Genomic DNA, 14527 nt, shown 5'->3' with positions numbered 1-14527 from the left:
ATATTCTATCGGCGGTAAAGAAAATAACTAGAACAACCCGTATCAATTATTCACCCAGGCTCCCCGTAAACCTCTGCACTGCCTCCCAATGGTGGTCACAAGCCTACATGAATCAATCGGCTAGGTAGGCCTCGAAAGGCCAAATGTATTGGCGCCAATTTTCTGGCTGCGACATCAAACCGCAGATATCCCCAGGCTCAGCGGCCACACCCCACCGTCCAGTGTGCCGTAGAGGCATCGCTCTGGCGCGGTGCCGATGGCCATGCCGCCGGTGAACTCGCCGAAGGCTGGCAACAAGGTGATGTGCGGCTCGACACTGAAGCACGGCATGCGCACGCGATCACGCCCCCGTCCGCGCAGCACGAATACCGGGTGCAGGTGCCCGGCCAGCACATGCAGACCTGGGCAATCCAGCGGTTCGTGGCACAGCGCGAACGGCCCCATGCACCAGGGTTCGCTGACCACCTCGATGGCCAGCTCGGCCGGTGGATCGCCGGCACTGCGGTCATGGTTGCCGCGGATCAGCACCATCCGTAGCTCGGCATGCCGTGTTCGCCACGCCAGCAGGGCCGCCAGGGTGGTGCCGACGCGCGCCGGGCGCGCATGCAGAAGATCGCCGAGAAACACCAGGCGGCGAGTCGGATAGCTCGCCAGCAACTCATCGAGCCGCTGCAGATTGCGCGCGGTGGTGCCCCGAGGCACCGGTTGCCCCAGGGTGCGGTAAGTGGCAGCTTTGCCGAGATGGGCATCGGCGATCAGCAAGGTCTGCTCGGCAGGCCAGTACAGGGCCCTGTCCGCCAGCAACCAGAGGGTCTCACCAGCGATCTGCACGGCCAGGTGCGGCGCGGCACTCACGCCTGGCTACCCTTGGCCTTGCGGCGCGGGCGGCCGTCCTTGCGCTTGCGTTCGCCACGGCGCAGGGCGGGTTCGACCTCGACCAGCGGCTTGCCGGCCACCTGCCCGCCCGGTCCCGCGGCGCGTTCGAGTTCGCCGAGCATGCGGGCGATGCGGTCGGCGAGCTTCTCCGAACTGAGGCGCTCGCGGAAACGCTCGACCATCAGCGGGAAGGCCAGCGGCGTCGCCCGGCGCAGCTCGTGCAGGTTCAGACGCGCCGCGCGCATGTCGGCCAGGGTGCGCTGCAACTGAGCGACATCCAGCTCCTGGCTGAGCACTTCATCGTGTGCCTGGGTCAGCAGCAGGTTATCCGGGTCGTACTGGCGGAACACATCGAAAAACAACCCGCTGGAGGCCTGGACCTGGCGCAGGCTCTTGCCTGCGCCAGGGTAGCCACCGAACACCAGGCCGGCGATACGGGCGATCTCGCGAAAACGCCGTTGGGCCAATTCGCTGGCGTTGAGGCTGGCGAGCACGTCATGCAGCAGGTCGTGGTCGTCGAACAGATCACCGTCGAGCAGCCCCGCCCAGTCCACCTCGCTGGCGCACAGCAACTCCAGGCCATAGTCGTTGACGGCAATCGAGAAACTCAAGGGCTGCCGCTGCCCCAGGCGCCAAGCCAGCAGACTGGCCAGTCCCAGGTGCACGTTGCGCCCGGCGAAGGGATACAGGAACAGGTGCCAGCCTTCACGCGAGTGCAGGGTTTCAGCCAGCAACGTCCCTGGTGCCGGTAACGCGGACCAGTGCGCCTGCACCTCCAGCAGCGGTCGCAGCATGCGCATTTCCGGGCCATCGAAGTGACCCTGCGCTGCCTCGCCGAAACGCGCCACCACGGCTTCGGCCAACGCACTCGAGAGCGGCATGCGCCCGCCATTCCAGCGCGGCACGCTGGCCTTGCTGGAATTGCTGCGCCGCACGTAGGCCGTCATGTTCTCCACCCGTACCAGCTCGAGCGGTCGCCCACCGAACAGAAACACATCGCCCGGGTGCAGGCGGGCAATGAAGCCTTCCTCGACGCTGCCGAGCGAGCCACCGCCGCCGCCTTTGCTCCACCATTTAACGGTAACGCTGGCGTCGCTGACGATGGTGCCCACGCTCATCCGGTGGCGGCGCGCGAGACGCTGGCTGGGCACGCGCCAGATGCCCTCTTCGTCCGGCTCCACGCGCTGATAATCGGGGTAGGCGCTGAGCGACTCCCCGCCCTGTCGCACGAACGCCAGGGCCCAGCGCCACTGGGCATCGTCCAGATCGCGATACGCCCAGGTGCTGCGTATCTCTTGCAGCAGCTCATCAGGTATAAAGCCGCCGCCCAGGGCTACGCTGACCAGATGCTGGACCAGCACATCCAGCGCCTGATGGGGTGATTCGCGCGCCTCGATACGCCCGGCCGCCACGGCGTCCTGCACGGCAACGGCCTCGATCAATTCGAGGGCATGGGTCGGCACCAGGGTGATCCGCGAGGTACGTCCCGGCGCATGGCCGGAACGCCCGGCGCGCTGCAGCAGGCGCGCCACACCCTTGGCCGAACCGATCTGCAGAACCCGCTCGACGGGCAGAAAGTCGACCCCCAAGTCCAAGCTGGACGTGCAGACCACGGCTTTCAGCTTACCCTGCTTGAGCCCGGCCTCGACCCAGTCACGGACTTCCCGGGCCAGCGAGCCATGATGCAACGCGATCAATCCGGCCCAATCCGGTCGCGCTTCGAGCAATGCCTGATACCAGAGTTCGGACTGCGAACGGGTGTTGGTGAACACCAACGTGACGCTACTGCTTTCCAGCTCCTCGACGACTTGAGGCAGCAGCCGCAGGCCCAAGTGACCGGCCCAGGGAAAGCGTTCCATCGCCGCCGGCAGCAGCGTATCGATCTGCGGCCTGGCGCCCTGCTCGCCGCGAACCAGGTGTCCGCCTCCGTCAGGCAGCAGCACTTCCATGGCATGGGGCTGGTTGCCGAGGGTAGCCGACAGCCCCCAGACGATCAGTTGCGGGTTCCACTGGCGCAGCCGCGCCAGTGCCAGTTGCAGTTGCACACCGCGCTTGTTGCCGAGCAGCTCGTGCCATTCATCCACCACCAGCATGCCCACATGGGCGAACTGCGCCCTGGCCTCGGCACCGGTGAGCAACAGCGTCAGGCTCTCGGGCGTGGTCACCAGTGCCGTCGGCAAGCGGCGGGCCTGGCGCTGCCGCTCGGCGCTGCCGGTATCGCCGGTGCGCATGCCCAGCGTCCAGGGTATTTCCAGGCCATCGAGCGGCGCCTGCAGGGCCCGCTGCGTATCAGCGGCAAGGGCGCGCATCGGCGTGATCCATAACAGGGTGAGTGGCGCAGCAGGTGGTGCACGTTTGCCGCTCAGCACTTTCTTCGGCGCGGTCTTGCCCGCGAAGCGATTGAGCGCGGCCAGCCAAACGGCATAGGTCTTGCCTGCTCCGGTCGACGCATGCAGCAGGCCGCTATGCCCCTCGGCAACCGCCTGCCACACCTCTTTCTGAAAGCCGAAAGCTTTCCAGCCATTGCGGCGCAGCCAGGTGCTGGCCAGGCTCATTGCAGCAATTCCTGCAGCAGCGCCAGGGTATCGGCCTCCTCCACCGTCTTGTCATGGCGCCAGCGCAACATGCGCGGAAAACGCACGGCGATGCCGCTCTTGTGACGGGGGGAGCGAGCGATGCCTTCGAAACCCAGTTCGAACACCAGGCTTGGCGTGACACTGCGCACCGGGCCGAACTTCTCCACGGTGGTCTTGCGCACGATAGCGTCGACCTTGCGCATTTCCTCGTCGGTCAACCCGGAGTAGGCCTTGGCGAACGGCACCAGTCGGCGCTCGGGATCACCCGGCGCACCGTCCCACACGGCGAAGGTGTAGTCGCTGTACAGGCTGGCTCGCCGGCCATGGCCACGCTGGGCGTAGATCAGCACGGCATCGACGCTCAGGGGATCGATCTTCCACTTCCACCAGACACCGACATCCTTGCTGCGCCCTACCCCGTAAGCGGACTCACGGGCCTTGAGCATCATGCCTTCCACGCCCAGCGCCCGTGACGCTTCGCGCTGTTCGGCCAGGGCCTGCCAGTTATCGCCATGCAGCAGTGGCGACGGCATCAGCCTCGGGCTCGCGCAACGGGCCACCACCCGCTCCAGCTGGGCACGTCGCGCGTGTTGCGGGCGGCTGCGCCAGTCCTCGCCCTGCCACTCCAGCAGGTCGTAGGCCAGCACGGCGACCGGCACCTCTTCGAGCAGCTTGCGGCTCAGGGTCTTGCGGCCGATGCGTTGCTGCAACAGGGCGAAGGGCTGAATGCCGTATTGTTCGAGCTGTTCCTCGACCTGGTCGTTGAGCCGCTCGGCAGATTGCCCGGCAGCCTGGGCCATCAACTCGCCCTGCCGGGCGGTGGCCTCCGGGGCGTGGCGCCAGACCACCAGTTCGCCATCGACCACGGTGCCGTCAGGCAGCGACGCCGCAAGCTCCTGAAGTTCGGGGAAGCGCTCGCTGATCAGCTCTTCGCCCCGTGACCAGACCCATAATTGGCCGTCACGCTTGACCAGTTGCGCGCGAATGCCATCCCACTTCCATTCGATCAGCCAGTCGGCGGGCAAACCCAGGCTGGCGTCGAATTCTTGCAGTGGCCGCTGCAACGGATGGGCGAGAAAGAACGGGTACGGCTGGCCACCGCGCTGGGCGTGCTCGTCATCCGACTCGACGGCGATCAGCCGCTCATAGGAAGCAGCGGTGGGCCGGTGCGACAGGTCGGTGTAGCCGACCAGGCGCTGGGCGACGCGCTTGGCATCGACATCGGCAATGGCCGCCAGGGCGCGGGTGACCAGCAGCTTGGAGACACCGACGCGAAAGGCGCCGGTGATGAGTTTGATACTGACCATCAGCGAGGACGCATCGAGCTGCGCCCACAGCGCGTCGAGGCGCATCGCCAATTCATCCGGTGGCAGCCCGCGCAGCGGCAGGAGCTTGTCCTCCACCCAGATCGCCAGCCCGTCCTGGGAGGTGATGGAGGCTGGTGGCAGCAACAGCGCGATGGTTTCCGCCAGATCGCCGACCGCCGAGTAGCTTTCCTCGAACAGCCACGCCGACAGGCCGGCCCGCTGCATGGCCAGCTCGCGCAACTGCCGGGAGGGCACCAGTTGCCGCGGCCTGCCACCGGCGAGAAAGTACACCGCCCAGGCGGCGTCCGCCGGTTCGGCGTCGCGCAGGTAATCCTGCAGCGCCGCCAGCTTGGCGTTGCTCGAGGTGGTGGCGTCGAGGCGCGCATACAGCTGCGCGAAGGCGATCATGGGGCGGGCTCCGCGGCTGCGTCGTCTTCCTCGCCATACTCGGTGTCGAACGCTTGGGCATCCAGCCCCTGCTCGCGCAGGTGACGAACCAGAATGTTCACCGAACCGTGGGTGACCATGACCCGCTCGGCGCCGGTCTGCTCGATGGCCCACAACAGGCCAGGCCAGTCGGCATGATCGGAGAGCACGAAGCCACGATCGACACCGCGCCGCCGACGTGTGCCACGCAATAGCATCCAGCCGCTGGCGAACGCATCGCTGTAGTCGCCGAAGCGCCGTATCCAGGTGCTGCCGCCCGCCGACGGTGGCGCCAGGACCAGTGCCTGGCGCAGCAACGGGTCACCCTTCGCCACCTCACCCGCGTAGCGTGTTGGCGGCAGATGGACGCCGGCCTCGCGATAGACCTGATGCAAGGGCTCCATGGAGCCATGACCCAGGATTGGCCCGATGCTCGCGTCGATGCCGTGCAGGATGCGTTGCGCCTTGCCGAAGGCATAACAGAACAGCACGCTGGCCCGGCCGGCTTCACGGTTCTGCCGCCACCAGTCATTGATGCCGGCGAAGATCTGCGCCTGAGGCTGCCAGCGGTAGATCGGCAGGCCGAAGGTGGATTCGGTGATGAAGGTGTGACAGCGCACCGGCTCGAAGGGGTCGCAGGTGCCATCTGGCTCCACCTTGTAGTCGCCAGAGGCTACCCAGACTTCGCCGCGGTATTCGAGGCGTACCTGGGCCGAGCCCAGCACGTGGCCGGCAGGATGAAAGCTGAGGGTAACGCCATGGTGGTCGATGGTCTCGCCATAGGCCAGGGTCTGCAGGTTGATATCGCGCCCCAGACGGGTGCGCAGGATGCCTTCACCCGGTGCTGCCGCCAGATAATGGGCGCTGCCGGTACGGGCGTGGTCGCCGTGCCCGTGGGTGATGACGGCGCGCTCGACAGGGCGCCAGGGGTCGATATAGAAATCTCCGGGGGGACAATACAGGCCTTCGGGCCGTGCAATCACCAGATCCAAGCAGGCGACCTCCGGAAATGAAAAGACGGGAATGAAACGGGGTGTGCAACGAGTAGAAGCCAGAGCCATCAGCGGCAGGCGCCGCCGACAGCGATGCCTGCGTCAGTGACGCAGGCGCTGGCTCACAGGTAACCGAGTAGCAGCAGCACCAGCACGATCACCAGCACCAAGCCGAGCCCCCCGGTGGGCCCGTAGCCCCAACTGCGGCTGTGTGGCCACGCCGGAATGGCGCCGACCAGCATAAGGATCAGAACGATCAGTAGTATGGTTCCCAAGCCCATGGCTATCTCCTTGCGTATCTGTCGACGGGCCACTCGAGGTGGTCCGCCTGGCATCAGAAGCCTGTGCAGGCATCCGTTCGGATGCAGGGCCATGCCCTACATCTTTTACGACTTGGCAGGGAAACGGAAAGTGCAAACTTTAAGTCGGCCGGGGCGACTCGGGCGCTGAACCTGGACGCTAGAGGGGTGGGCATATCGCCCGACGAAGGCCCTATTCGGTCAGAGCGAAGCGTGCCGCACGTTCGATCAGTTCGCCATCGGGGCGCACCCCGGTGTACAGGGCGAACTGCTCCACGGCTTGCAGGACGATCACCTCGCCACCGGTGATGACCGGTTTGCCCAACGAGCGGGCCAGGCGGATCAACGGCGTTTCCACCGGCACGGCGACCACGTCGAATACCCACTGCGCGGCAGCAACGGCGCGCTCGTCGAAGGCCAGTTGCTCGGCCTGCGCGCCACGCATGCCCAGTGGCGTGACGTTGACCAGCAGGTCTGCCGGCTTGTCGTCCAGTGCGGCGCACCAGTTCACCGCGCACTGCGCCGCCAGCGCCCTGCCCGCCACCTCGTTGCGGGCGACGATGTCGCCATTGCCGAAGCCACTGTCGCGCAATGCGCAGGCCACCGCCTTGGCCATGCCACCACTGCCGCGTAGCGCGTAGTGGCTGCTCGGGGGTACGCCGTGTTGCGCGAGCAGATGCACCACTGCACTGTAATCGGTGTTGTAGCCGGTCAGGTGGCCGTCGTCGGCGACGATGGTATTGACCGACTGCAGGGTCGCGGCCGACTCGTGCAAGGCGTCAAGGTGCTCGATGCAGGCTTCCTTGAACGGCATCGACACCGCGCAGCCGCGAACGCCCAGGGCACGGATACCGCCAATGGCAGCCGGCAGGTCGGTGGTGGTGAACGCCTTGTACAGGTAGTCCAGTTGCAGTTCCCGGTACAGGTAGTTCTGGAAACGCGTACCGAAATTGCCTGGCCGCCCGGACAGCGACATGCACAGGCGGGTGTCCTTGCTGATGCTGAGTGTCATGCAAAAAACCCCGGAACCGTCCAAAGTCTGCCGCGCGCAGGCATTGCTCCAGCGCGCGAGACTTTGCAGGCCGTTAGAAAATGTAATCGGTGGTCAGGAAATTCGACGAACGCTGACGGATCACTTCGCTGACCAGTGCCTTGTTGTCGTCCGTGAAACGGGTCGCCACCAGGGTACGGATCGAGAAGGTGCGCAGGGCGTCGTGCACCGACAGCGTGCCCTCGGCGGAATCCTTGCGACCGTTGAACGGGAAGGTGTCCGGCCCGCGCTGGCACTGGGCGTTGATGTTGATTCGGCCGACCTGGTTGGCGAAGGCGTCGACCAGGCGGCCGATCTGCTGCGCATCGGTGCCGAACAGGCTGAGCTGCTGGCCGAAATCGGACTGCAGCACGTAATCGATCACCTGCTCGAGGTCCCGGTACGGCACGACCGGCACCAGCGGGCCGAACTGTTCTTCGCCATACAGGCGCATCTGTGGCGTCACCGGGCACAGCAGCGCCGGATAGAAGAAGCTCTCGCGGTGTTCGCCGCCGCCCGGGTTGATGATCTTCGCGCCCTTGTCGAGGGCATCGGCCATGACCGTTTTCAGGTACTCCACCTTGCCCCGCTCGGGCAGCGGCGTCAGCGCGACCCCCGTCTCCCAGGGCATGCCGGGCTTGAGTTTGGCCAGACCGGCGCTGAACTTGTCGAGAAAGGGCTGCAGTACATCCTCGTGAACGAAGAGGATCTTCAGCGCCGTGCAACGCTGGCCATTGAACGACAGCGCACCGGTCAGCGCCTCGCTCACCGCGTTGTCCAGATCCACATCGGGCAGCACGATGCCCGGGTTCTTGGCATCCAGGCCCAGCGCCGCGCGCAGGCGATGGGGCTTGGGATGCAGCTTCTTCAGGTCGCTGGCCCCCTTGTGGGTGCCGATGAAGGCGAATACGTCGACCTTGCCACTTTCCATCAAGGCGCTCACCGTCTCGCGCCCACGGCCGTAGATGATATTGATCACCCCTGGCGGGAAGCTGTCGCGGAACGCCTCCAGCAACGGGCGCATCAGCAGGACGCCGAACTTGGCCGGTTTGAATACCACGGTGTTGCCCATGATCAACGCCGGAATCAGCGTGGTAAAGGTTTCGTTCAGCGGGTAATTGTACGGCCCCATGCACAACGCGACCCCCAGCGGCACGCGGCGGATCTGCCCCAGGGTGCCCTGCTCCAGTTCGAAACGGCTGGAACGCCGATCCAGTTCCTTGAGCGCGCCGATGGTGTCGACGATGTAATCGCAGGTACGGTCGAACTCCTTTTCGGAGTCCTTGAGGTTCTTGCCGATCTCCCACATCAGCAGCTTGACCACCGCGGTGCGCTGCTCGCGCATACGGGCCAGAAAGGCCTCGACATGGGCGATGCGCTCGGCGACGCGCAGGTTGGGCCACTGCCCCTGGCCATGATCGTAAGCCGCGACCGCAGCATCCAGCGCGGCCAGGGCGGCATCGGCGTCGAGCAGCGGCGTACTGCCGAGCACCACCTGGCGCTCGCCCTGCTCCTCGGCGAGGTAGATGGGGCTGCGTACCTGGGCCAGCGGCCCCTGCCAGTGGCGCAACTCGCCGCCAACCAGGTATTCACGCTGCTCGACCGGCGCATCGGGGCGGTAGGCTTCGGGGATGTCGTGCAGGCGGGGAAACAGCGCAGCGGGGTCGAACGGACGGGACATGGGAGCTCCTCGACGGAGAAAGCCCGGCACCACGGCACGGGCTGTCACGAAATGGATTGACTCAGTTGAGCAGCGCCAGGGCCTCGGCGCTCGCCTGGCGGACCTTGTCCCAGCCGGCGGAGTTGTCCAGCATCCAGCTGCCACCGACACACATTACGTTGCCGAGGGCCATGTAGCGCTGCAGGTTGTCGGGGCCGACACCGCCCGTCGGGCAGAAGCGGATATCGCCGAACGGGCCGCCGAGGGCCTTGAGTGCGGCGGTGCCACCGCAGACTTCCGCCGGAAACAGTTTGAAGCGGCGATAGCCGAGGGCATAGCCGACCATGATCTCCGAGGCACTGGACACGCCAGGCAGCATGGGTACCGGGCTGTCCAGGGCCGCACGCAGCAGTTCGTCGGTGGAGCCGGGGCTGACGATGAACTGGGCACCGGCCTCTTGCACCGACTCGAGCATGTGTCGATCCAGCACCGTGCCGGCGCCGACGCACAGGTGCGGGCGCTCCTCGCGCAGGCGGCGGATGGCGGTCAGCCCGTGGGCCGAGCGCAGGGTGATCTCCAGCACCTGCAGGCCGCCGGCATCCAGGGCATCGGCCAGCGGCAGAATGTCTTCCTCGCGGGCGATGGTGATCACCGGCATGATCCGCGCCCGCGCGCAGAGTGCATCGATGCTGGCGATCTTCTCGGCCATGCTGGGGGCCGAGCGACTGATGGCATGTGTCATGTTGTTTGATCCTTGTTGAGACCTCAGGGGCACCAGTAGATTTCCAAAGGCGCGTGAAGAAACGCGCTGATCGGCATGGCTTTTTCATCATCCTGCTGCAGCGCCTGTTGCAGCACATGCAACTTGCCTGCCCCTTCGATGGACAGCAGTTGCCGGCGCGCGGCCCTGAGCACCGGCAGGCTCAGGGTCAGGCGCTGGTGCGGCACGCTGGGTGCGAGCATCGGCAGGCAGCGGCGCGAGCAATCTGGCTGCAGTGCCTCATCGAGGTTGGGGCTGTTCGGGAACAGCGAGGCGGTATGGCCGTCGCTGCCCATGCCCAGTACCAGTACGTCGATGGGCGGCAAGTCGCGGAGTGTCTGCTCGGCGAGCGCCGCCGCCTCGTCGAGGCTGCCGGCACTCTGGTACAGCCCGAGCAGGCGCGCGTCGGCAGCCGGGCCCTGCAACAGGTGCCGACGCACCAGCGCTTCATTGCTGTCGTCATGGCTGGCCGGCACCCAACGCTCGTCGGCCAGGCTGACCAGTACCTTCGCCCAGGGCAGTGGCTGCCTGGCCAGCGCCTCGAAGAAGGCGACCGGACTGCGCCCGCCAGACACCACCAGGGTGGCCTGGCCACGGCTGTCGATGGCATCGCGCAGGGCCTCGGCCACGGCTTGCGCCAGAGAAGCCGCCAGGTGCCCGGCATCGCTGTGACTGCGGGCGGCCACGCCTGCGGGGAATTCGAGGTCAGAGATCGCCATACCAGGCCCTCCCGTCGCGAGTGATCAGGGCGATGGAACTCATCGGCCCCCAGGTGCCGGCGACGTAGGGTTTGGGTGGGTCGCCGAGTTTCTTCCAGCCGGCGATCAACTGATCGCACCATTGCCAGGCATGCTCGATTTCGTCCTTGCGCACGAACAGGTTCTGACTGCCACGCATGACCTCCAGCAGTAGCCGCTCATAGGCATCGGGAATCCGCGCGCTGCGGTAGGTGGCCGAGAAATTCAGTTGCAACGGGCCGCTGCGCAACTGCATGCCCTTGTCCAGCCCCTGATCCTTGGTCATCACCTGCAGGGAAATGCTCTCGTCAGGCTGCAGGCGAATGATCAACTTGTTGCCGATCAACTGCCGCTGCTCGGGGGCGAAGATGTAGTGCGGCGGTTCCTTGAAATGGATGACGATCTGCGACAGCTTCTGCGCCATGCGCTTGCCGGTGCGCAGGTAGAACGGCACACCGGCCCAGCGCCAGTTGCGGATATCGGCGCGCAGGGCGACGAAGGTCTCGGTATCGCTCTGGGCGTTGGAGTTCTCCTCCTCCAGATAGCCCGGCACTGGCTTGCCATCGCTGGTGCCGGCCACGTACTGGCCACGTACCACATGCCGGCTGAGGGCTTCCGGGGTCATCGGCTCCAGGGCCTTGAGCACCTTGACCTTCTCGTCACGGATGGCGTCCGCCGAGAGATCACCGGGCGGATCCATGGCGATCAGGCAGAGCAGCTGCAGCAAGTGGTTCTGGATCATGTCGCGCAGCTGACCGGCCTTGTCGAAATAGCCCCAGCGGCCTTCGATACCGACCTTTTCCGCCACGGTGATTTCCACGTGGGTGATGTGGTTCTGGTTCCACTGGGTCTCGAACAGGCTGTTGGCGAAGCGCAGGGCGATCAGGTTCTGCACCGTCTCCTTGCCCAGGTAATGGTCGATCCGATAGACCTGGGTTTCCGGAAAATATGCCGCCACCGCGTCATTGACCGCACGGGACGATTGCAGATCATGGCCAATGGGTTTCTCCAGCACCACCCGGGTGCCCTCGGCCAGCCCGACCGCGGCGAGGTTGGCGCAGATGCCGCCATATACCGAGGCGGGCGTGGCGAAATAGGCAATCAACTGACGCCCGCTGCCAACCGCCTCGGCCAGTTGCGGATAGGCGTCGGCTGGCAGGAACTCCATACTCAGGTAGCGCAGGCGCGCCTGGAAGCGCTGCATCACCGCCTCGTCCAGCTCGTTGGCCGGCAGGTAGCGGCGCAGGTGACTGTCGATGGCGCCCAGGTGTGTGCCGGGATCACCGCCTTCGCGCGCCAGGGCGAGCAGCCGGGTATCCTCGTGCAGCAGCCCGGCGCGGTCGAGCTGATAGAGGGCAGGAAACAGCTTGCGCAATGCCAGGTCGCCCAGGGCGCCGAACAGAGCGAACGTACAAGGTTCAACAGGAATCACGGACATGATCTTTTTTCTTCTATCAAGTTAAGGTATTGATAGCGGCTAATCCGGGGATGCACAAGGCTTAATGTAGTAATAAGAACAACATAATTACAATCTGCAGATCCCGATAGCCAGTGGACAGCGGCAATCGTACGATTGACCGGTGTTTTAGCAGACAAGGATAACAATGGACCGCGTGCGCAATCTTCTCGAGCAGATCCAGGGCCGCCTCGACAGCCTGAACAAGGCCGAACGCAAGGTTGCCGAAGTGATCCTGCACAACCCACAGCAGGCTACCCGCCTGAGCATCGCCGCCCTCGCCCAATCCGCCCAGGTCAGTGAACCGACGGTGAACCGCTTCTGCCGCTCGTTCGGCGTCAACGGCTACCCCGAGCTGAAAATGCAGTTGGCGCAGAGCCTGGCCAGCGGCGCCGCCTACGTCAGCCGCGCCGTGGAAGCGGACGACGGCCCCGAGGCCTACACCCGCAAGATCTTCGGCAGTGCCATCGCGTCGCTGGACAGCGCCTGCCAGAGCCTCGATCCGCAGTTGATCAGCCGCGCCGTCGACCTGTTGATCCAGGCCCGGCAGATCCATTTCTTCGGCCTTGGCGCCTCGGCGCCGGTGGCCCTGGATGCCCAGCACAAGTTCTTCCGCTTCAACCTCGCGGTCTCCGCCCACGCCGACGTGCTGATGCAACGGATGCTGGCCTCGGTGGCCCATACCGGCGACCTGTTCGTGATCATTTCCTATACCGGGCGCACCCGCGAACTGGTCGAGGTGGCGCGACTGGCGCGGGAAAACGGCGCGTCGGTACTCGGCCTCACCGCCGCCGGTTCGCCCCTGGCCCAGGCCAGCAGCCTGAGCCTGGACATCCCGCTGCCCGAAGACACCGACATCTACATGCCGATGACCTCGCGGATCATCCAGCTCACCGTGCTCGACGTACTGGCCACGGGCATGACCCTGCGCCGTGGCGTGGATTTCCAGCCACACCTGCGCAAGATCAAGGAAAGCCTCAACGCCAGCCGTTATCCGGCCAGCGAAGAGCCGCTGTAGCCATTGCAAGCTGCAGGCTGGCGTTGCGTGACTGCAGAATCGTAGCCGGCTTTCACTTGCGGCTTGTCGCTTGCAGCTCGAGGCCTTACTTCCACCAGTACTCCACCTGCACCCCGAAGTTTGAGCCGTTGCGTGCGCTGCCGAACGCGCCGGTGTCGGACAGTGCCGAGCCTTCCGCCAACAGATTCGCCGCTTCCTGCGCTGCCTTGTTCCAGGTGGCGTAGGTGTAGTACAGACGAATTTCCGGACGTTCGAAGAAGCCGGGGCCGGCCGGTGACCAGGTCGGTGCGACGGTGAACTTGCTCAGTTTGCGCGTACCGCCGGAGGCGTCCACCTGATCATGGCCGATCTCGCCGACCAGCTTGAATTGCTGGGTGAAGGCATAGCTGGTACGCCCGCCCACGGACCACCAGTCCTGGTCGGCGCCGTCATCACGCTTGTCCTTCTGGTAGACGGCCTGGACCTGGCCGCCCAGACGCGGGGTCACCTGGAAGTCGAAGAATTCGACCACCCGCCAGCTCTTGGCGCCGCCATCGAGAGTCGGATCGCCGGTGTAGCCCAGGCCGGTTCCCGGCCCCTCGCCATATTGCAGTGCCAGCTTGTTGTCACCGCCGAGGCCGAGGAAGTCCTTCTGCACATGCTGGCCCGTAACCGCCCAGCCGCTGTGTGCATCGTCGCTGTCGGGCTTGTCGATGTAACTGACGCCCACCTCGATCTCGCCGCCCGGGTTGGGGACGAAGCCGCCGACGTTGAAGTCGTGGCGGTTGATGTACTGCTTCTGATCGTAGTTATCCTTGCGCGAGAACACGTAGCTGTACTTGTAATCGCCGATCTTCATCTCGTCGATACCGAAACCGGTGGCGCTCTGGTTCCAGTAGTAGAAGTCGGAGATGTGGATGTCGTTTCGCTTGTAGAAACGTCGCCCGGCCCACAGCGAGCCACCGTTGAGCGCCGGCATGTTGCTCCACTCGGCGTACATCTGGTTCATCCGCGCGGTGCCACGATCACCGGTGAATTTCGGCGTGTGGCCATACTGGTTGTAGAGCTGCGCCATGCCCTCGATGCTCAGCACCGAGCCATCGTCCAGGCTGAACAGATCCTGGCGCAGATCCAGCTCGGCATAGTGTTCGCACTCGTTGCCCAGACGGTACTTGGACTGTGCCCCGGGCAGCTGGAAGCATGATTGCCGGCCATTGCCATCGGCGCTGCCGGCGCCGCTACGCACGTAGCCGGTGAACTCCAGTGCCATCCCCGTGGCCGGTAGCGTCAGCGAACCCAACGCCATGGCCAGGCCGAAACCCGTTGATCGTTTCATACCCTCTCCTGCTGTTTTTATTGTTGTTACCGCTCTTATGCCGGCATCAGGACAACCGAGGCCAGGACGGCACTC

The 14527-nt window shown here is 65.2% G+C and carries 12 protein-coding genes; 1 reads left to right on the top strand and 11 read right to left on the bottom strand.

Annotated features, from left to right (window positions below):
* Positions 1-174: 174 nt before the first annotated feature.
* From pdeM to zwf, 10 genes are all read right to left on the bottom strand, one after another.
* Positions 175-855, bottom strand: coding sequence for a ligase-associated DNA damage response endonuclease PdeM (gene pdeM, locus BLR94_RS03510; protein ID WP_084303235.1), 681 nt, complete (start codon positions 853-855; stop codon positions 175-177).
* Positions 852-3431 carry a ligase-associated DNA damage response DEXH box helicase gene (locus BLR94_RS03505; protein ID WP_084303236.1) on the bottom strand — a complete coding sequence of 860 codons (2580 nt, stop codon included), beginning with the start codon at positions 3429-3431 and terminating at the stop codon, positions 852-854. Before BLR94_RS03505 ends, pdeM begins: the two co-directional genes overlap by 4 nt.
* On the bottom strand, positions 3428-5167 hold the full coding sequence (locus BLR94_RS03500; protein WP_084303237.1) for an ATP-dependent DNA ligase: 1740 nt from the start codon (positions 5165-5167) through the stop codon (positions 3428-3430). The genes BLR94_RS03505 and BLR94_RS03500 overlap by 4 nt, the downstream gene beginning before the upstream one ends.
* Positions 5164-6177, bottom strand: coding sequence for a ligase-associated DNA damage response exonuclease (locus BLR94_RS03495; protein WP_084303238.1), 1014 nt, complete (start codon positions 6175-6177; stop codon positions 5164-5166). Before BLR94_RS03495 ends, BLR94_RS03500 begins: the two co-directional genes overlap by 4 nt.
* A gap of 122 nt (positions 6178-6299) precedes the next feature.
* Positions 6300-6458, bottom strand: a complete 159-nt coding sequence (locus BLR94_RS03490) for a DUF3309 family protein (RefSeq protein ID WP_084303239.1) — start codon at positions 6456-6458, stop codon at positions 6300-6302.
* A 211-nt stretch (positions 6459-6669) separates the two neighbouring features.
* Positions 6670-7488: a shikimate 5-dehydrogenase gene (locus BLR94_RS03485; protein ID WP_084303240.1), complete on the bottom strand. Its 819-nt coding sequence runs from the start codon at positions 7486-7488 to the stop codon at positions 6670-6672.
* Between the two features lie 73 nt (positions 7489-7561).
* Positions 7562-9187 carry an NADP-dependent glyceraldehyde-3-phosphate dehydrogenase gene (locus BLR94_RS03480; RefSeq protein WP_084303241.1) on the bottom strand — a complete coding sequence of 542 codons (1626 nt, stop codon included), beginning with the start codon at positions 9185-9187 and terminating at the stop codon, positions 7562-7564.
* A gap of 61 nt (positions 9188-9248) precedes the next feature.
* The gene (locus BLR94_RS03475; protein ID WP_084303242.1) at positions 9249-9908 is read right to left on the bottom strand and encodes a bifunctional 4-hydroxy-2-oxoglutarate aldolase/2-dehydro-3-deoxy-phosphogluconate aldolase; all 660 of its coding nucleotides are present in this window, start codon (positions 9906-9908) and stop codon (positions 9249-9251) included.
* 23 nt (positions 9909-9931) lie between these two features.
* The gene (gene pgl / locus BLR94_RS03470) at positions 9932-10645 is read right to left on the bottom strand and encodes a 6-phosphogluconolactonase (protein WP_084303243.1); all 714 of its coding nucleotides are present in this window, start codon (positions 10643-10645) and stop codon (positions 9932-9934) included.
* Positions 10632-12101: a glucose-6-phosphate dehydrogenase gene (gene zwf / locus BLR94_RS03465; protein ID WP_084303244.1), complete on the bottom strand. Its 1470-nt coding sequence runs from the start codon at positions 12099-12101 to the stop codon at positions 10632-10634. The genes pgl and zwf overlap by 14 nt, the downstream gene beginning before the upstream one ends.
* A gap of 166 nt (positions 12102-12267) precedes the next feature.
* Between zwf and BLR94_RS03460 the strand changes: the two genes are divergently transcribed.
* On the top strand, positions 12268-13137 hold the full coding sequence (locus BLR94_RS03460) for a MurR/RpiR family transcriptional regulator (RefSeq protein WP_084303245.1): 870 nt from the start codon (positions 12268-12270) through the stop codon (positions 13135-13137).
* 85 nt (positions 13138-13222) lie between these two features.
* Here BLR94_RS03460 and BLR94_RS03455 read toward each other — a convergent pair whose 3' ends face one another.
* Positions 13223-14452 (bottom strand): maltoporin, encoded by a 1230-nt coding sequence (locus BLR94_RS03455; protein WP_084303246.1) that lies wholly within the window; start codon positions 14450-14452, stop codon positions 13223-13225.
* Positions 14453-14527: the final 75 nt, after the last annotated feature.

Source organism: Phytopseudomonas flavescens (assembly GCF_900100535.1).
Taxonomy (GTDB): domain Bacteria; phylum Pseudomonadota; class Gammaproteobacteria; order Pseudomonadales; family Pseudomonadaceae; genus Aquipseudomonas; species Aquipseudomonas flavescens.
Note: the sequence above shows the minus strand (reverse complement) of the source record. Positions and strands in the feature narration are given on the sequence as shown.

What these genes read in the sequence shown, in the direction of transcription:
- BLR94_RS03505 (WP_084303236.1), bottom strand. Translation starts at nt 3,431, where the DNA reads ATGAGCCTGGCCAGCACCTGGCTGCGCCGCAATGGCTGGAAAGCTTTC.
- BLR94_RS03500 (WP_084303237.1), bottom strand. Translation starts at nt 5,167, where the DNA reads ATGATCGCCTTCGCGCAGCTGTATGCGCGCCTCGACGCCACCACCTCG.
- BLR94_RS03490 (WP_084303239.1), bottom strand. Translation starts at nt 6,458, where the DNA reads ATGGGCTTGGGAACCATACTACTGATCGTTCTGATCCTTATGCTGGTC.
- BLR94_RS03485 (WP_084303240.1), bottom strand. Translation starts at nt 7,488, where the DNA reads ATGACACTCAGCATCAGCAAGGACACCCGCCTGTGCATGTCGCTGTCC.
- BLR94_RS03480 (WP_084303241.1), bottom strand. Translation starts at nt 9,187, where the DNA reads ATGTCCCGTCCGTTCGACCCCGCTGCGCTGTTTCCCCGCCTGCACGAC.
- BLR94_RS03475 (WP_084303242.1), bottom strand. Translation starts at nt 9,908, where the DNA reads ATGACACATGCCATCAGTCGCTCGGCCCCCAGCATGGCCGAGAAGATC.
- pgl (WP_084303243.1), bottom strand. Translation starts at nt 10,645, where the DNA reads ATGGCGATCTCTGACCTCGAATTCCCCGCAGGCGTGGCCGCCCGCAGT.
- zwf (WP_084303244.1), bottom strand. Translation starts at nt 12,101, where the DNA reads ATGTCCGTGATTCCTGTTGAACCTTGTACGTTCGCTCTGTTCGGCGCC.
- BLR94_RS03460 (WP_084303245.1), top strand. Translation starts at nt 12,268, where the DNA reads ATGGACCGCGTGCGCAATCTTCTCGAGCAGATCCAGGGCCGCCTCGAC.
- BLR94_RS03455 (WP_084303246.1), bottom strand. Translation starts at nt 14,452, where the DNA reads ATGAAACGATCAACGGGTTTCGGCCTGGCCATGGCGTTGGGTTCGCTG.